Raw genomic sequence first — 17,551 nt, 5'->3', positions numbered from 1 at the left:
TGGGGAGGCTCGATGTCACGCCGCACGCTCGCGCTCGCCTGCGCGCTGCTCCTGCTGGGTCCGGTGGTCGCCGCTGTGCCGGCGGCCGCCGCCCCACCGGGCGCCGGACCCACCACTGTGGACGACGTCTACCGCTACCTCGAAGACCCGCGGATGACCGGCGAGGGGCAGGAGCCGCCGCACGCCCTGCTCCGCCCGTACCCGGATGCCCGCACCGCGGCGGCCGACGCCGCCGAGCACAGCGCGCGGTCGCCGTGGGTCGCGTCGCTCAACGGCGCCTGGCGGCTGCGCATCGCCGACCGCCCGGAGGGCGTCCCCGACCGTTTCCACACCGAGGGGTACGACGTGTCGGGCTGGCCCACGGCGACGGTGCCGCACACCTGGCAGTCGGACTTCGTCGACCACCCCATGTTCCGCAACATCCCGGAGGAGATCTGGCCGGACGACCCGCCCCGGGTGCCCCGCGACGCCAACCCCACCGGCGCGTACGTACGCACGTTCGACGTCGGGCGCTCCTGGTCCGAAAAGCGCGTGGTCCTGCGCTTCGAGGGCGTCACGAGCGGCTACTTCGTCTGGGTCAACGGCCAGTACGTCGGGTACGACCAGGGCGGCTACACGCCGGCCGAATTCGACGTGACGCAGGCGCTGCGACCGGGCCGGAACACCGTGGCCGTCCAGGTGCACCGGTGGGGCTCCGGCGCGTACCTCGAAGACGTCGACCAGTGGCGCTACAGCGGCATCTTCCGGGACGTCTGGCTGTACGCGACGCCACGGACGTACCTGCGGGACGCCTACGTCACCACCGACCTGGACGGGCAGTACCGGGACGCGACGCTGACCGCCCGGGTCGACGTCGCCGGGCCGGCGCAGGGGTACACCGTTCGCGGCTCCCTGGTGGATCCGGCGGGGCGGACCGTGTCCACCATGGTCGGTCAGGGCACGCTGAGCGCTACCGTCGCCGACCCGGCCAAGTGGAGCGCGGACGTGCCCAACCTGTACGCGCTGGTGCTGGAACTGCTCGACCCGGACGGCCGCGCGGTGCAGACGACCTCGCAGGCGGTCGGCTTCCGCGAGGTGGAGGTGCGCGACGCGCAGATCCTGGTCAACGGGCAGCGGATCCTCATCAAGGGCACCAACCGGGCCGAGACCGACCCGGACACCGGCCGCCACGTCACCCGGGCCGCGCAGCGCCGCGACGTCGCGCTGATGAAGAGCCTGCACATCAACGCGGTACGGACCTCGCACTACCCCGCCGACCCGTACCTCTACGACCTGGCCGACAAGCAGGGGCTGTGGATCGCGGACGAGGTCGACATCGAGACCCACTCGCACGAGAACTGCCCCAACAACTGCCTCGCCTCGCGACCGGAGTGGCAGGACGCGTTCGCCGACCGGTTCCAGGCGATGGTCGCCCGGGACAAGAACCACCCGAGCGTCATCATCTGGGACACCGGCAACGAGGCCGGCCTCGGCACGGCGCACTTCGCGATGGCGGCGTGGGCCGACGCCAACGAGCCGACCCGGCTGCTCTACCACCAGTCCAACAGCCCCAACGGGGACGCCCCGTACGCCGACGTGTGGGGACCGCGCTATCCCACGCCGTCCTATGTGGAGTCCATCGCGCGCACCGCGACCCGCCCGATCGTGTTCGGCGAGTACGCCCACGCGATGGGCAACAGCGTCGGCAACTTCGACCGCTTCTGGGCGCTCGCCCGCCGGTACCCGTCGGTGCAGGGCGGCTTCATCTGGGACTGGGCCGACGCCAACCCGCGCCAGCCGCTCTACGTCACACCGGACTCGTCGCCGAACCGGATCCAGGCGTTCCTGGTCGGCAAGCCGTCCATCGTGGACGGCCACCTGGAACTGTCCAGCCTCGACGACTTCGTCAGCATGTTCCGCGATCCACGGCTGGACCTCACCGGTGACGCGGTGACGCTCGACGCCCGGGTACGGCCGGGCGAGTGGGCCGGCAGCTTCCCCATCGTCACCAAGGGCCGGGCGTACGCCTTGCAGATGCGGGACCGCACCACGCTGGAGTTCGGCGTGACGGCGGGCGGCGGCTGGGCCACCGTCGCCGCGCCCGTACCGGCCGACTGGTACGGCGCCTGGCACCGGGTCACCGGCGTCTACGACGGCACCGCGCTGCGGCTGTACGTCGACGGCGCCGAGGTGGCCACCGCCCCGCGTGCCGGCGCCCTCGACCCCGGCCTGTACGAGGTGAACGTCGGCCGCAACGCCCAGACCCAGCAGGACGATCTGCGCACCCGGCTGGCCCGCGGCCACGTCGACGACGTGCGCGTCTACGACCGGGCCGTGCCCCCGTCCGCGACCGGCGACCCGGTGCTGGCGCTCGACTTCGACCGGATCGAGCGGCGCGGCGACTTCCTCAGCCTCGGGCTGAGCCTGTCCGGCACGGACGGGCTGGTCGGCTCCGACCGCTACCTCCAGCCGGAGACCGTCGAGGTGGCGTGGGCGCACGCGCCGGTCCGCTTCACGGCCGTGGACCCGGCCGCCGGCCGGGTGCGGGTCCACAATGAACAGCCGGCGGGCCCGCTCGACGTACGGGTGCGCTGGTCGCTGGTCGAGGTGAACCGGGTGCTGCGCTCGGGCACCGTGCCGCTGCGGCTCGCGCCCGGGCAGACCGTCGACCTGGACCTCGGCACCGCGCCCGGCAACCCGCACGACCGGCAGCGCTGGCTTCGGGTCGAGGCGGTGTCTGCTCCCCTAACCGCGGGGGGCCCGGAGAACAGCGCCGGGAAGGCCCGGTACGGCTGGGACCAGTTCCCGGCCGGCGGGCGGGTGGTGCCCGGCGTGCTGCTGCCGCCGGCCGCCGGTGCCGCTCCGGCGCTGTCCCGCGACGGCGCCGCCATCGTGGTGACCGGACCGGGCTGGCGCTACCGCTTCGACGCCGGCACCGGCGCGCTCGCCTCCATGTCGGCCGGCGGCCGGGAGCTGCTGCGCGCCGGGCCCGAACTGGACGTGTACCGCCCGCCGACCAGCAACGAGACGTACGGCTGGGGCACGGCCGACCGGGAGATCTGGCACGAGCTGGGCCTGGATCGCCTGCGTACCACCGTCACCGGCGTGGCGTCGTCCACTCAGGACGGTGCGGCGGTCGTCGAAGTGGCCAGCACGGCGCAGGGCACCGGCATCGCGTTCGACCAGACCATGCGCTACCGGATCGACCGGCGCGGCACCATCACCCTCCAGCACCGGGTGGTCCCGCGCGGTGCCCGGCTCGGCGCGCTGCCATACCTGCCCCGGCTGGGCGTGCGGATCCAGGTGCCGGACGCGCTGGACGACTTCGCGTACTACGGCAGCGGGCCGCACGAGACGTACAACGACCGGTCGAGCGGCGCCTTCACCGGGGTGTGGCGCAACACGGTCGACGGCGAGTACGTGCGCTATTCCCGGCCACAGGCGTACGGCAACCACACCGGCGCCAAGTGGGCCACGCTGAGCGACGGCCACCGGTCCGGCCTGCTCGTCGGCGGCGACCTCGACGTGAGCGTCACGCCGTACGACGAGTTGGCCCGCGCCGAGTACGACTTCCAGCTCCCGCTGGTGCGCAACCCGGGCTGGGTCACGCTGCACGCGGCGGCTGGCGAGACGGGCATGGGCGAGACGCCCAACTCGGTGCTGGAGGAGTACCGGGTGTCCGCGACCCGGCCGCGCGAGTACGAGCTGACCCTGCGCCCGCTGACCCGGGCCGAGGTGCGGGCCGGTGGCGTGGTGGACTCCGCGGCCGCCGCGCCCTGCCCGCCCGACGTGGCGGTCACCACCGACGGGCAGATCGAGGCCGGCCAGCCGGAGCGGGTCACGGTCGGCGTCACCGCGCGCTGCGCCGCCGGCCTGCAGGACGCGGTCGCCGCGCTGGCCGTACCGGACGGGTGGACGGTCACCCCGCCGGTGTCCACCGTGGACACCGAGGCGGTCTTCACGGTCACCGCCCCGCCGGGCACCGACTTCGGCGCGTACGACCTGATCGCCACCGTCACAGCGCTGACCAACGGCTTCCCCACCACCGTGCGGGCCACCGCCACCACCCACGCCCCGCTGCCGGCGGGCGGCCGGTGGGTCAGCGACCTGCCGTTCCTGGGCACCCAGAACGGCTGGGGCCCGGTCGAACGCGACCAGAGCAACGGCGAGCAGGCGGCCGGCGACGGTCGACCGCTGAGCATCGGCGGCGTGACGTACGCGAAGGGAATCGGCGCCCACGCGCCGTCCCGCGTCGAGGTCGACCTCGGCGGCGGCTGCACGTCCTTCCGCGCCGACGTGGGCGTCGACGACGAGATGGGCGCGAGCGGGTCGGTCGCGTTCGAGGTGTGGGTCGACGGGACCCGGCGGGCCGCCACCGGCGTGCTCACCGGCCCGGCCGGCGCCGAACGCGTTTCCGTCGACGTGACCGGCGGCCAGCGCCTGGAACTACGGATCACGGACGGGGGCAACGGCATCGGCGCCGATCACGGTGACTGGGCCGCGGCCCGGCTCCTCTGCCAGGGGTGATGCCCTTACCAGGATTTCTGCCGGCGTGCCTGACCTCGCTAATATCCGTCAAGGGAACTGCGGGGAGGGTGTGGGGATGCAGCCGGGCAATCCGTACCACTTGATCGAGGCGATGGGCTCGTGTCAGGTGGGCAGTGTCTGGTCTGCCGTGGACGCACAGGGCAGGTCGCTGATGGTGGCGCTGCTCGACGCGAACGCGGCGGCCGACCAGCGCTGGCGCGAGGCATTCGCGGCCGCCGCCAACACGCTCGTGCAGGCGGGCGAGCCCGGCTACCTGTACGCGGACTTCGCGACCTCGTCCCCGTGGGTGGCGTACGCCGCGGAGAACGGCATCGGCGCGGAGCGGGTCTTCCTGGCGCTGGGCATGGAGTACCAGCCGGTGCCGCCGGACCAGCTCCAGCCGGTGGAGCACCCGCCGCTGGAGCCCGCGCCCATCAGCCCGCTGCCGCCGGATGTGATGGAGGCCACCACGCCGGGTGAGGCCGAGACGACGCAGCCGACGCCCCCGCCGGACGTCCCCGGCGGCGCGCCCGTCAGCCCGTGGTCGGCCGGGCCGCCGCAGCCGATGTCGCCGCCCCCGGTGGCGCCCTACTCGGCGCCGCCCGTGTCGGCGCCGCCGCGCCCGGTCTCCGTGGCGCCGGTTTCGGTGTCGCCGCACTCGGTTTCGGTGCCACCACACATGATCTCGGCGCCGCCGCACCCCGTCTCTGGTACGCCCCATTCGCCGGCCTATGCCCCGCTCTCGCCCGCCTACGGCCCCCGGGCCCGGCGTACGGGCCGAGGCCGCCGCACGGTCCGTCCCCGTACGACCCGTACGCGCCCGTGGCACCCGAGCCGAAGCGCCGCCGCCGCACGGGACTGTGGATCGGGCTCGGCGCGCTCGTCCTGGTCCTCGTGGCCGCCGGTGGCGGGGCGTACGCCTGGAACAGCGCGGGCAACGATCCGGGCCCGACGCCCACGGTGGCCAACGCCGCCACCGAAGGGCCGGTCCCGGCAGCGACACCGCTGAGCCCCGGCGTGGAGCCGCCGAAGCCCGGATCCTGGCCCGGGTGGCCGAAGTTCGGCAGCGGAGACGAGGTCCAGCAGCTGCGCGACCTGGAGGGCCTGGGCTTCCCGCTCACCGTGCCGTCGAGTTGGACCTGCGTCGCGGCCGGCAGCTCGGAGGGGTTCGCCAAGTACAACTGCGGCGAATCCCCGGGGCAGAACCCCGCCATCGGCGGCGAGCTGACCGTCCGCACCTGCCCCCTGGTGTGCGACGAAGAACGGCGTACCGCGATGCGGAAGTCCGAGGAGGCGTGGGGCCTGCAATGGCACCGCGGGTCGCGGCTGTCCGCGTACGCCGAGACGGACACGATCGACGGCGCGCCCCGCTACGGCCTGGTGCTCGTCGCCTACTACCGCACCGAGACCGACGAGTCCGTCAACCGCCAGGTCGTGCTGCGCATGACCGCGCCGGTCGACCGCGCCGCCGAGCTACAGAAGATCGCGAACTACCTGCGTGACACTCTGTTCTTCTGAGTTCACCGGCGTGCCGAGGAGGGCGTTCGCCTGGCGGTGCCGGCGGCCGGCCGGTGGTAGGCCCACGATGAACTCGGGAAACATGCCGTAGAAGGTCCGGGCACCCTTGATCTCCAGGGTGTGCGCCCGCGACCAGCGGAACGAGTTCGTGGCGCGGGCCCAGTGGTGGGTCCACCGGACGTCGCCGAGCAGCGCCACCCGCAGCCCGTGCTGCCAGGCACGCAGTCCCAGCTCGTGGTCCTCGTAGTAGAGGAAGAAGCGCTCGTTCCAGCCGCCGATGCGGACGAACTCGTTGCGCCGGGCGGCGACGGCGGCGCCCATCACCCACGCCACCCAGAACGCCTCTCCCGGCGTCGCGGTCACCCGGTACGTCGCGTGCATCCTGGACAGCGGCCAGACCTTCCGGTTGCCCAGCTTCGCCGTGGCGTACGGGAACCCGCGCCCGTTGGGCTGCGGCTCGCCGTCGGTGGCCAGCAACTGCGGCGCCACCAACCCGCCGTGCCTGTCCAGGTGCGCCTGGAACGTGGCGAGCCCAGCCGGGTCGACCACGAGATCCGGGTTGGCGAACAGGACGTAGTCGCTGGCGGACTCGCGTACCCCGGCGTTGTTGGCCTTGGCGAAGCCGACGTTCGCCGGCAGGCGGACGACGCGCGCGCCCAGCTCCGCCGCGACCGCCGCGGAGTCGTCGGCGGAGTCGTTGTCCACGACGATCCAGTCGTACGGCTTGGCCGTGCCGCTCCAACACCGCCGGAGCGTGTCGGCGGAGTTGTAGGTGACGGTCACGACGCTCCACCGGGATCCGGTCATGATGCCCCTGCGCTCGTAGGTAGCCGATCAGATGTGCGAGGCCGAACCGCTTGCCACGCCAGCGGCGGCGGGCACCCGGCGCCTCCAGCAGGCCGCGGCCGACCCCGCGCAGGAACGGCCGCAGCAGCCCTTGGCGGGCCCGCCGGGCGGCCAGCGCGCAGTGCGCCAGCGCGATGAACGGGACCGCGAGCAGCGCCAACGGCCAGGAGAAGGTACGCGCGGCCACCAGAACCCGGTTGCGCGCCAGCAGGAAGGCCCGGAAGCCGAGCAGCTTGTTGTCGCCGGTGACGCTGTGCCCGCCGACGTGCGGCAGCGCCAGGTCGAGGACGCGGGTACGCACGCCGGCCGCGTACAGCCGGTAGGACAGGTCGGCGTCCTCGCCCCAGGCGAACAGGTGCTCGTAGAAGCCGCCGAACTCGGCGAAGAGCGCGGTCGGGAAGACGGCGCCGCCGCCCGAGGGACCCAGCGGGCCGCGTGCGGCGCCGGCCTGCCGGTCGATGAAGAGCGAGATCGGGTGCGCGTCGACGCCCACGTAGTTGCCGCCGTGCATGGTGAGGCCGACCGCGATCGGGTCCCGCGGCGCCTCGGCGATCGCGGCCTGGATCCGGGCGACCGAGTCGGGCAGCAGCCACACGTCGGGGTTCAGCAGCAGCACGTGCGAGGTACGCGCGGCCGCGACGGCGCGGTTGCAGCCGGCCGCGAAGCCCGGGTTCGACGAGTCCGGCAGGTACGCGTACCGGCCCTCGTCGAGGCAGCCCGCGATGACCTTCTCGCAGCCGTCCTCGGGCCAGTTGTCGGCGAAGATGAACCGCACCGGCAGCCCGTCGGCGCTGCGTACCCAGGTGGGCAGCGTCTCGCCGAGGATCTGCATCGACCGGTAGAGCACGGTGACCACGGTCAGGCCCGGGACTCGCTCGTCGCTCACGTGGCCGGCCTCCCCATCCGGTAGAGGACCCAGAGCCCCGGGACGAGGGCCAACCAGGTCGGGTAGATGAACGGGTACAGCTCGTACACGCCGAACACGGCGAAGTAGACGACGAACCCGCGGGCGAGCTGCTGGGCCGGCCCGGTGGAGAACTCCAGCCGGCGTTCCAGGAAGCCGACGCCCAGGCCGAGCAGGACGAGGAACACCCCCGCGCCCCACGGCCCGTAGTCCAGCAGCGGTATCGCCACGAACGTCGCCGTGTTCATGTAGTACGGCAGGCTGAGCTGGGACGTCAGGTTGTAGAGGTCGACCTTGCCGACCAGCGGCTGGACGCGCGAGCCGAGAAACATCAGCGTGTACGCGCCGTACTCGGGCTGCAGGGTCTGCCGCTGCGCCCACAGCCGGCCGAACGTCTCCGTCGACGAGCTCAGCGACAGGTCCAGCGAGCCGGCGCTGGTGGCGAGCACGCTGTCGCCGTACCGGGAGCGGAAGTCGTTCTCGAACGTGCCGGTGCCGGCGAGCGTGCGCTGGCCGCCCAGGAAGACCGCGGCGCCGACCACCGCGATGCCAACGAGCCCGACCACCACCGGTGTCTTTCCGGACCACACCTTCTTGGGTCGGGCGGCGGCCCGCCGTACCGACAGCACCGCGATGATCGCCGGGACGACGCCGACCAGGACGGAGTTCTTGCTCGCGCCGAGCGCCGCGCCGCAGGTGAAGACGAACGCGGCCGCGAGGTAGATGGCGAGCTGCCAGCCGCGGGCGGTCAGGGCGCGCAGGAGCGAGAGGGCCATGCCCAGCGTCCACGCCTCGGAGAGCAGGCCGACAGCGATGTTCGACCGCTCCCGCAGCACCTGCCGGGCCGCGTCCGGGTTGTCGTCGAAGAGCGGCGGGACGATGCCCCGGAACCGCAGCACCGCGGAGAGCACGGCCACGGCCAGCACGACCAGTAGGTAGATCCGCAGCCGGGTCTCGCTGGGCCAGACCAGCGCGGGCCGGGCCGCGCCGGTCGGGGGCCCGGGGGCACCTGCTCGCTTGGCGAGCCAGCGCCCGGCGGCCCAGGCGGACAGGAAGAACGCGACGTAGACAGCCAGCACGGGGATGGCGGCGCGGCCGGCCCACGAGTCGTACGGACCGGCGAGGAAGCGCACGGCGAGGAAGACCGCCACCCACGCGGTGGCGCACATGGCCAGCCCCCACATGCGCGCGCGGGCGGCCACGACCGCGCCGACGGCCAGCGCGCACGTGACGCCGAGGCCGGTGTCCCAGGTCAGCAGGAGGAGAACGGCACCGATAGAGAACGGCAGGAGGGCAGGCCAGACCCGCTCAAGCGGAGTCATGAGCGACCGACCGGTAGAGCCTGAGCCAGTTATCCACACATCGATCAAAGGAGAACTCCTGTGCGTACCACCGGGCCAGGTCCCGCCGCCGTGACTGGGCATCGGTGCCCCGAGTGCCCGCGTGATGGCCGCCGCCAGCGCGGTCGGCGTCAGGTCCGCCCGGTAGGCCAGCACGCCGTCCGCCGGCCGGGTGATCTCGGTCAGCCCGCCAACCCCGGAGTGCACCACCGGTACGCCGAGCGACATCGCCTCCAGCGCGCTGCGGCCGAACGACTCGACCCGGGACGGCACCAGCAGGCAGTCCACCTTCTGCAGGAAGGAAGCCGCGTCGACCCGGCCGGCGAGCCGGATGTTCGGCAGCTTCGCCACCGGCGTCGAGCCGGCGCCGGCGACCACGAACTCCACGTCCGGCAGCGCAGCGGCGACCTCGGAGAGCAGGTCGGCGCCCTTCTCCTGCTCAAGGCGCCCGAGGAAGCCGACCCGGGGCGGCACCGACGGCGCCGCGTCGAGAGTGTCGACCGCCGGCCAGGTGGCCGGCAGCGGGTTCGGGATCACGTGAACATTGCCGACGCGCCCGCGTACCCGAAGCTCGTCCGCCTCGAACGCGGAGACCGCGACCGTGACGTGCGGGCGGAGCCGGCGCATCGTCAGGTCGAGGGTGATGTTGGCCTGGACCGCGGCCTTGGCCCGCAGCGACTCGGCGGCGTCGCGGTACTGCCAGAGGCTGTTGTGCAGCGCGACCACCAGGCCCGTCCCGCGCAGGTCGCCGCGCAGCGCGGCGCGGGCGTGCATGGCGGCGGAGAGCAGGTGGGCGCTGACCACGTCGGGCCGCTGCTCGGTCACGAGGCGGCGGATCTCGCGCACGTAGCTGATGTCGATGCGGCTGCTCGCGCCCAGCTCGATCCACGGCACGCCCGCGTCGCGCAGCGCGGCCGCGACCTCGTCGTCGGGCGTGCACCCCACGACCTCCACGCCCTCCCGCGCGAGCGCGGGCAGCATCTCGATCAGGAAGCGCTCCGCCCCGCCCAGCTGGCGGCGCCCGGACCCACCGGTCGTGCAGACGAACATGACCTTCATGGCCGGCGCATTCCCTCGACCGCGCCGCGCGCGATCGCGCGGCGGACCTCTCCGCGCCCGACCGCCGCCCGCATGAGTACGCCGAGGACGTACGCCGCGCAGGCGATCTCGCCCCGCCAGCCGGCGAGCTCGCGGCTGGCCCGGATGAACTCGCGGGTCTGCCGGCGGGAGATCTCCGCGTCGCTCCACCGGCGCTTGGCGCTCGCGTCGTCCTCGTGCGTGACCACGGCCTCCGGCACGTACGCGAGGTCCAGGCCGAGGTGGCGCACGGCCCAGCAGAGGCGCAGGTCCTCCGAGTAGAAGAACGATGACTCGTCCACCCCGCCGATGCGGTCCAGCGTCTGGCGCCGGATCGCGACGAAGGGCCCGGAGAGCCAGTCCGCGCGCTGCGGCGTCGCGACGATGCGCAGCCCCGGGAACAGCAGGCCCAGCCCGGTCGCGTGGGCGATCCCGGTGCCGATGCTCAGGAACCGCCCGGCGGCGGTCTGGTCGGTGCCCTTCGGGTCCAGCACGCTCGGGAACGCGGCGCCGACGGCCGGATCCTGGAGCCGGGTCAGCAGCCGGTCGATCGCGTCGGGGTGCACGACGATGTCGTTGTTCGACAGGATGACGCAGGACCGGGTGGCGTGCCGGACGCCGAGGTTCATCCCCTTCGCGTAGCCGAGGTTCGTGTCGGCCCGGACGTACTTGGCGCCGGTCTCGGAACACAGCGCGCGCAGCTTCTCGCCGACGTCGTCGGCGCTGCCGTTGTCGACGACGATGACCTCGGCGTCGGCGGGCAACGAGCGCACGCAAACGCTGGTGCGCTCGTGGTCCTCCCAGGTCAGCACGACAACAGAGACGTCCATCGCTACATCACCCGCTGGGTCAGAAGAGGGGCTGGGGCTTGCCGCAGGCTCAGTCGGGTGCGCACCGCATACACCAGGTACGCGCCGGACGACGCCACGGCCGCGCCGTACGCGCCCGCCGCGGGAATGAGCACGAAGTAGAGGGCGACCGCGACACACATGGCGGTCAGCGCCACCACGGTCGTCGCCTGCTCACCGCGCAGCTTGAGCAGCAGGGCGCTCCAGGTCTTCCCGGCCGCCACGGCCATCGCGCCGGGGATCAGCAGGAGGCCGTAGAGCCAGGCGTCGTTGTACTCCGGGCGGATGAAGCCCAGCACGCCCAGCCCGGCGACGGCGGCGACCGCGACCGGCAGCGCGGCCCGCAGGATCAGCCCGGTCCGGTCCGGGGTGGTGTCTTCGCGGTCCCGGTCGACCAGGATGCGCTGCGCCCGTACGACCGCGCCGGCCTGCGCGAACTCCAGCGCCGCCACGGCCAGCGCGTACACGCCGAGCGGCCCGCTGCCGGCGAACCGGGCCACCAGGATCTGGTCGAGCCGGTACGTGAGCATCTGGGCACACACTCCTATGTGGAGCTTGCCCATGGCGGTGAGGTCGGTCCGGAACTCGGCCGCGGTCACGCCCGAGGTACGCGCGGTGCGGGCGCGCCAGGCCCAGCTCAACACGACGGCGCTCAACACGATGCCGGCGAACGACTGGACGCCGAACCAGGCGACGCTCCACGTCCCGCCGTCCCGCCGGTCCGTCGCGTACAGCAGGGCGTACGCACCGACGAGCGTGGCACCGGTCAACGCCCGCATCGAATACACGAAAAGGAACTTTTTGATGCGCAAGGCCAGCGAGGCGAATGCGTTGAATACGGTGAGTGCGCACGCGGCACCCATGCCGACCCAATAGCTGCCGATTCCGGCCAGCGCCGTCAACAGCGTCGCCGCGGCCGCCGACAGGATCAGGCACCCGACGAGAAGGGAAAGGATCCACCGCGGTCCGCGGCCGAAGACCCAGCCGCCGGGCCGGGAAAGCAGGAAGGTGTCCACCGACAAGCCACCGATGGCGGCACCGAGCGTGGCGCTGGCGATACTCGCCGCGAGCTCACCGCGCTCCGTCGGCGGCAGTCCGACCGAGACCAAAGCCGCACAGCCTGACAAACCCAATGCGCCCATGTAGATGCGCTCGGGCGTGAACAGCCGCCGGTACTGCCTTGGCACCGCCACCCACCCCCGCGGGGAAACGTCGACCAGTGTTATTGGCGCGACTTTGTCTGGCGCCCAGGTCGCTGGACCTTCCTACCCGATGGTGCCGGGCACCGCAAGTCGCCGGGTTTCCGTACCGTTACAGGCATCCCAGGTACTCTCTTCGCGACCCGAGCCCGCACACCCTGTTATGGAGATAAATGGACGCCGCCCTCTATGTCCGGTCAATCCGGGCGAACTGGCTCCTCATCGCCGTGTTGGCGATGTGCGGCGGTGTGGGCCTGGGCGTCCTGGCTGATCGCGAAGCGCCGGTCTACCGGACCGAGGTGCGCCTGCTGGTGTCCTTCGTCCCGGCAACCACCGGCTCCCCGACGACCACGGACGGCCCGGCGTCCGCCAGCCCGTCGGCGCAGACCAACCGGCTGATGCAACGGCGGGTCAAGTCGTACACGGCCATGCTGCCGACCTCGCGGGTGACCGATCCGGTCATCGACGCCCTCGGCCTGCCGCTCACGCCGGAGCAACTCGGTGCGGAAATCACCGCGTCGTCGCCGTTCGACACACACGTGATCGACGTCACCGTCACCGATGCGTCCGCCTCCCGGGCCGTCACCATCGCGAACGCGCTCGCGGCCGAACTGGGAAAGATCGCCGCCCAGGAAGAGCCCTCCACGGATATTCCGGCCAACACGGCGGTCTCCATCGAGCGGGCCGCCAGCGTTCCGGACCGGCCGGCGCCGGTGCGCTGGCAACTGCGCACGATCGCCGGCACGGCCGCCGGATTCGCCATCGGCCTCGGGATCGCACTGCTGCGCGGCCGGCGGATGCGCGCCGCCGTTCAGCCGGCGTGAGACACCCGCCACAACGCCTTCTGTCCCGACGGGGTCGCCGTCGCGCCCGGAGGTAGATACGGCTTCGGGTCGGCGTCGTCCTTGCACGCGTACAGCCAGCCGTACTCCGTGGCGTCGCCGGCCTGGTCCCAGTAGGCGCGACCATCCTTGCCACGGAACATCACCGCGTCCCGGTGCGTGAGGTACGGGAGTACGGGATCCCAATCACAGCCGATCAATATGAGCTTCGCGCCCGGCTCCGTGTACGTGGAGATCACATGCACGGCTCCGGGCGCACGCGCGTCCTCGTGCCACTCCTTGATGTCGTTGCGTCCGAGCGGGCTGATGGCGCTGTTGACGAGCACGAACAGCAGCACGGCCCCGGCCAGGACGACCCGGCGCGACCGGTCCCGGGCGAGCCCGACCAGCCCGTCGATCCCCAGCGCCGCGAGCATGACGACGGCGGGGACGATCGCGCACAGGTAGTAGCTGTGGTGCACGTACAGGTTGAAGAACAGGAACGGCGCGACGACCATGGCGCCGGCCCAGCCCAGCCCGCGGACCCGGTCGACGAGCGCCGGACCGAGGGCCGCGAACGCCAGACCGGCGAAGAGCGTCAGCGCGTACGGGCCCGCGATCTCGTCGGTGATGCGCGCCCAGATGGTCGCGTAGCTGGTGATGTCGAGGCGCTGCCCGACCGTGCCGAAGTTCCAGTCACCCAGTTCGGAACTGACCAGGAAGACGGTCAGCGGGTTGCCGGCCTTGACGTGGTCGGCGTACCGCGTCCACGCGGCCACCATCGCCAGTCCCGGCACGACCGCGACCGCACCGCCCACCACCACCCGCCGCCACGACTGCCGCAGACCCCGCTGGACGATGACCGCCAACCCGGATACGCCGAGGAGCAGGACGAACGCGGGCGTGGTCGTCACCTTCACCAGGAACGCCAACCAGCCGCTGACCGCCCCGCGGCGAGCCACCACCACCGACCGCCGGCGAACCAGTGGTCCACGAAGAGCACCATCGCCAGGGCCAACGCCACGGCGGGGAACTCGATCAGCGAGGCCGCGCCCCACAACATGGTGTACGGCACGAACTGCAGCAGCACGATGGCGATGACCGCGACCCGCCGGCCGTGCCAGCGCAGCGCGAGGGCGAACAGCAGCAGCGCGGCCACCTGGAACGAGGCCAGACCGACGAGCCGCATGGCGACGTCCGCGGACAGGCCCAGCTTGACGAGCACTGCGGCGACGGCCTGCACCAGCGGAAACTCCATGGGCACGTCGGAGCCCTTGCCGAACACGCTCAGCGGCGTGTGCAGCAGGTCGATGCCGCGTTCGGCGTAGTTGCGCGCCACCAGGGCGGTCTGCGTCTGCCGGAAGGCGTGCGAGCCGTTCAGCGAGTGAAACAGCTGTGGGATGCGGATCGCGGTGCCGACGGCGACCAGCAGGCCGGCCAACGTCCAGGGCGTGCCGAGCAGCCTGGCCGCCCAGCTCACCCGCGCGGCATACAGGCCATCGGTCGGGGCGCCACCTCAAGCGTCGCCGTCATGCCGGGTTCACCGCGAGCGCCTCGCGGACCTCGGGCCGATCGGATGAATCCACCGGTGACTCCCTCTGCTCGGCCGGTGGCGACTCGCCAGCGGCTGCCACGGCCGGGCGGACCAGCGCCAGGTACGCCCAGCCGACCACGGTCAGCCCCACGAACATCAGCACGATGGGGAGCAACGGGCCGAGCGCCGGCCGCCAGCCGGTGCTCTCCAACGGGTTGAGCGGCAGGTCGACGCCCACCTGGACCATGTTGTTCTGCCACCGGACCAGGATCATGAGCAGCCCGATCAGCTGCGCCGGCAGCAGGACCACCACGAGCATCCGGGTGAGCCGGCGGATCGCCGGGCCGGTCAGGACGCCGGCCACGGCCAGTTCGTGGGCGCAGATGAGCGGCACGCAGACCGCCAGCGGCAGGCTGTACCGGCCCTGCCAGAAGAAGTCGAGCGTGTCCACCGCCGTGACGACGGCCAGCGTCGGGATGGCCAGACAGGCCAGGATGAGCGCGAGCACCCGGACCTTGGCGGACCGGCTGCCGAGCACGCCGACCCCGACCACGAGGAATCCGACCACGGCCGCCCAGGTGAAGACCACGAAGCCCGGCAGCGCGGTGGACAGGTAACCGAGGTTGCCGACCATCTGGATGAGGATGGCACCCCAATACACCAGCACCATCGTCTTCAGCGCGTCCAGCGGCCCCACGTGCTGGGTCGCCACCTCGGCGCCCGCCGTGGCCTTGAACAGGACCGTCCACGCCACGCCGGCCGCGCCGGCGACCAGCACGGCCACGCCCCACCGGCGTACCGTCCGGTGGCGGGCGAGCTCGCGGAGACGACCGCGGCCCGCACCGGCGAGCACGACGACCAGCCCGATGGCCAGCCACAGCGGCCCGAGGCCGCGCAGGGTCACCAGGAGGATGCCCGCCACTCCCGCGAGGCGTACGCACGCCGCGTGCACCGTCGTGGACGGATCGGCGAGCGGTATCAGGGCACAGAAGAAAAGCGTCCCGGCGGCGATCTCCAGGGCGTTCGGATTCACCGCGCCCATGAGGTGAAAGAGCATCGGCGTGCCCGCCACGACCAGCGCGGGGATGAGCACCCGGCTGCGGCTCCAGCGCGCCGCACTGTAGATCGCGGCGGTCAGCACCGCCGCCACGAGCAGCACCGAGATCATGCGGGACGCGAGCAGGCCCGCCGCGTTCGGCCACAGTCGCAGCGGTACGCCGACGGCCGCGTAGTAGAGCGGGTTGTACCGGCCGGTGTAGGTCCCCACCCGCACCAGCTTGTCGGGGTCCTGCGGGTTGGCGCAGAAGTCGGCGATGCCGCCCTTCTCACACCCGTTGACGAGGTTCTGCGGGATCTCGTGAAACACGCCGGTGCCGTACTTCGCGTCCGTGGGCTTGGCGAAGAAGTCACCACCCGCGACACCGGCGGCGTGGTAAATGTGCGCCTTTTCATCGGGTGTGCCCCCGATGGGTGTCGCGACCGCCCAGGCCCCGCCGATCAGCACCAGGCCGAGGAAGACACCAACCCAGACAAGTCTTTTGGCCCACCAGAACCGACTCACAGCCCCCGACCTTCCACCGCCCGCGCGTGCGGACACGACCGCACACCGTAGAGTCCGCGCTTGCCGCGCGCAACCCGCCTGGTCGGCTCGGTTTCACACCCGGCGATTCTTCACCTATGGTGCGAGCATGACCGACGATGTCGCGCTGCTTCTGCACAGGGCCGGCTTCGGTCCCACCGGTGCGGAGCTCGCGGCCGCCCGAAAGGCAGGGTACGCGGCGACGTTGTCGGCGTTGATCTCTCCGCCCGGACCGGATGTCGGCGCGAGCAGCGCCCCGATCCCCGTGCTGGGCATGGATCCGTTCGCCGACAAGCCGAACCCGACAGTCGCCCAGCGGTCCAGCGGAGACCACGTCCGGCGGGTCCAGATCGAGCAGATCACGAAGTGGTGGCTGGACCGGATGACGGTCGCCGACCACCAGGCCGTGGAGAAGCTGCTGTTCTTCTGGCACGGCCACTGGGCCACGTCCATCGAGAAGGTCCGCAGCCCCGCGCTCATGCTGGCCCAGCACCGCACGCTGCGGCAGTCCCGGGACTTCGTCGACATGACCCGGCGGATGATCGTCGACCCCGCCCTCGTCTACTGGCTGGACGGGCAGCTCAACACCAAGGCGTCGCCCAACGAAAACCTCGGCCGCGAGCTGATGGAACTCTTCACGCTCGGCATCGGGCACTACACGGAGAAAGACGTCAAGGAGGCCGGCCGGGCGCTCACCGGCTGGCGGGTCAGCCTGGGCTCGGAAGCGTGCTTCTTCCAGGCGGAGCAGCACGACAAGGGGCGAAAGACCATCCTGGGTACGACCGACGCCTTCACCGCGCGCCGCCTCGTCGACATGCTGCTGGGGCGCAAGGAATGCCCGCGGTTCATCGCCACCCGGATGTGGTATCGCTATGCCTCGTCAAACCGTCCCATTCCCGAACGCACCAGGGAAAGCATGGCGAGTGCGTTTCCGGAGCCGCGGTCGATGCTGAAGGTCCTCTTCGCGGACCTGGCCTTTCAAGACACCACCAACACGCTGGTCAAGCAACCGGTGGAGTGGCTCGTCGGCGCCATGCGGCAACTGGGACTGCGCCTCGGTGGCCTGCCCGCGGAGCAGCTCACGTCGATCTTCGATGGCCTGCGGGCCCTCGGGCAGCTGCCGTTCGCGCCGCCGAGCGTCGGCGGCTGGCCCGCCGGTGGCTCCTGGCTCACCTCGGCCGCCGCCCAGGTCAGGCTCGGCCTGGCTGGTACGCTCGCGACGTTGACCGCCATCGAACGCACGACCCCGGAAGAGCTGGCATACATCCTGTGCCTCGACGGATGGTCCGACCGGACGTACGCGGTGCTGAAGGGCGTGAAGGATGCCCGGCACATGCTGACCCTTGGGCTCGCGAGCCCGGAGTACTTGGTGACGTGAC

The 17,551-nt window shown here is 72.1% G+C and carries 12 protein-coding genes and 1 pseudogene; 5 read left to right on the top strand and 8 right to left on the bottom strand.

Annotation, left to right across the window (positions count from 1 at the left end; translation table 11 throughout):
• Window positions 1–12 precede the first annotated feature (12 nt).
• Together Prum_RS27925 and Prum_RS27920 are read left to right on the top strand one after the other, a co-directional pair.
• On the top strand, window positions 13–4,506 hold the full coding sequence (locus Prum_RS27925; protein ID WP_173079196.1) for a glycoside hydrolase family 2 TIM barrel-domain containing protein: 4,494 nt from the start codon (window positions 13–15) through the stop codon (window positions 4,504–4,506).
• A 76-nt stretch (window positions 4,507–4,582) separates the two neighbouring features.
• Window positions 4,583–5,515 (top strand): hypothetical protein, encoded by a 933-nt coding sequence (locus Prum_RS27920; protein WP_173079195.1) that lies wholly within the window; start codon window positions 4,583–4,585, stop codon window positions 5,513–5,515.
• 464 nt (window positions 5,516–5,979) lie between these two features.
• Here the strand turns inward: Prum_RS27920 and Prum_RS27915 are convergent, their stop codons facing one another.
• Window positions 5,980–6,831 (bottom strand): glycosyltransferase, encoded by an 852-nt coding sequence (locus tag Prum_RS27915; protein ID WP_173079194.1) that lies wholly within the window; start codon window positions 6,829–6,831, stop codon window positions 5,980–5,982.
• Between the two features lie 173 nt (window positions 6,832–7,004).
• On the opposite strand from Prum_RS27915, the gene Prum_RS51985 reads away from it, so the two are divergent.
• Window positions 7,005–7,193, top strand: a complete 189-nt coding sequence (locus Prum_RS51985; protein ID WP_246278139.1) for a hypothetical protein — start codon at window positions 7,005–7,007, stop codon at window positions 7,191–7,193.
• A gap of 236 nt (window positions 7,194–7,429) precedes the next feature.
• Here Prum_RS51985 and Prum_RS51980 read toward each other — a convergent pair.
• The 4 genes and pseudogenes from Prum_RS51980 to Prum_RS27890 all read right to left on the bottom strand — a co-directional run.
• A pseudogene (locus tag Prum_RS51980) lies at window positions 7,430–7,702 on the bottom strand (glycosyltransferase family 2 protein); the annotation flags it as partial.
• A gap of 50 nt (window positions 7,703–7,752) precedes the next feature.
• A complete protein-coding gene (locus tag Prum_RS51975) occupies window positions 7,753–10,173 on the bottom strand; it encodes a glycosyltransferase (RefSeq protein ID WP_246278138.1) in 2,421 nt (806 codons plus the stop codon).
• Complete coding sequence (locus tag Prum_RS27895) at window positions 10,170–11,021, bottom strand: glycosyltransferase (RefSeq protein WP_173079192.1); 852 nt, start codon at window positions 11,019–11,021, stop codon at window positions 10,170–10,172. Before Prum_RS27895 ends, Prum_RS51975 begins: the two co-directional genes overlap by 4 nt.
• 2 nt (window positions 11,022–11,023) lie before the next feature.
• Window positions 11,024–12,226 (bottom strand): hypothetical protein, encoded by a 1,203-nt coding sequence (locus Prum_RS27890; protein ID WP_246278137.1) that lies wholly within the window; start codon window positions 12,224–12,226, stop codon window positions 11,024–11,026.
• Between the two features lie 185 nt (window positions 12,227–12,411).
• Here Prum_RS27890 and Prum_RS27885 point away from each other — a divergent pair, with 185 nt between their 5' ends.
• Window positions 12,412–13,062, top strand: a complete 651-nt coding sequence (locus Prum_RS27885) for a YveK family protein (protein ID WP_173079191.1) — start codon at window positions 12,412–12,414, stop codon at window positions 13,060–13,062.
• Here the strand turns inward: Prum_RS27885 and Prum_RS27880 are convergent.
• Genes Prum_RS27880 through Prum_RS27870 form a run of 3 tightly spaced genes read right to left on the bottom strand, consistent with a single transcriptional unit; the run spans window position 13,050 to window position 16,154 of the window.
• Window positions 13,050–14,021 carry a hypothetical protein gene (locus Prum_RS27880; RefSeq protein WP_173079190.1) on the bottom strand — a complete coding sequence of 324 codons (972 nt, stop codon included), beginning with the start codon at window positions 14,019–14,021 and terminating at the stop codon, window positions 13,050–13,052. The genes Prum_RS27885 and Prum_RS27880 overlap by 13 nt on opposite strands.
• On the bottom strand, window positions 13,976–14,539 hold the full coding sequence (locus Prum_RS27875; RefSeq protein WP_173079189.1) for a glycosyltransferase family 39 protein: 564 nt from the start codon (window positions 14,537–14,539) through the stop codon (window positions 13,976–13,978). Before Prum_RS27875 ends, Prum_RS27880 begins: the two co-directional genes overlap by 46 nt.
• A 49-nt stretch (window positions 14,540–14,588) precedes the next feature.
• The gene (locus Prum_RS27870) at window positions 14,589–16,154 is read right to left on the bottom strand and encodes a DUF2142 domain-containing protein (RefSeq protein WP_173079188.1); all 1,566 of its coding nucleotides are present in this window, start codon (window positions 16,152–16,154) and stop codon (window positions 14,589–14,591) included.
• 127 nt (window positions 16,155–16,281) lie between these two features.
• Here Prum_RS27870 and Prum_RS27865 point away from each other — a divergent pair, with 127 nt between their 5' ends.
• Complete coding sequence (locus Prum_RS27865; protein ID WP_173079187.1) at window positions 16,282–17,550, top strand: DUF1800 domain-containing protein; 1,269 nt, start codon at window positions 16,282–16,284, stop codon at window positions 17,548–17,550.
• The last annotated feature ends 1 nt before the right edge of the window (window position 17,551 follow it).

Source organism: Phytohabitans rumicis, assembly GCF_011764445.1.
In the GTDB taxonomy this organism is placed as follows: Bacteria; Actinomycetota; Actinomycetes; order Mycobacteriales; family Micromonosporaceae; genus Phytohabitans; species Phytohabitans rumicis.
This window is presented reverse-complemented; position numbering and strand designations above follow the sequence as displayed.

Coding starts and splice junctions, on each gene's coding strand:
- Prum_RS27915 (WP_173079194.1), bottom strand. CDS start 6,831: ATGACCGGATCCCGGTGGAGCGTCGTGACCGTCACCTACAACTCCGCC.
- Prum_RS27865 (WP_173079187.1), top strand. CDS start 16,282: ATGACCGACGATGTCGCGCTGCTTCTGCACAGGGCCGGCTTCGGTCCC.
- Prum_RS27885 (WP_173079191.1), top strand. CDS start 12,412: ATGGACGCCGCCCTCTATGTCCGGTCAATCCGGGCGAACTGGCTCCTC.
- Prum_RS51985 (WP_246278139.1), top strand. CDS start 7,005: ATGAACGGGACCGCGAGCAGCGCCAACGGCCAGGAGAAGGTACGCGCG.
- Prum_RS51975 (WP_246278138.1), bottom strand. CDS start 10,173: ATGAAGGTCATGTTCGTCTGCACGACCGGTGGGTCCGGGCGCCGCCAG.
- Prum_RS27925 (WP_173079196.1), top strand. CDS start 13: ATGTCACGCCGCACGCTCGCGCTCGCCTGCGCGCTGCTCCTGCTGGGT.
- Prum_RS27920 (WP_173079195.1), top strand. CDS start 4,583: ATGCAGCCGGGCAATCCGTACCACTTGATCGAGGCGATGGGCTCGTGT.
- Prum_RS27895 (WP_173079192.1), bottom strand. CDS start 11,021: ATGGACGTCTCTGTTGTCGTGCTGACCTGGGAGGACCACGAGCGCACC.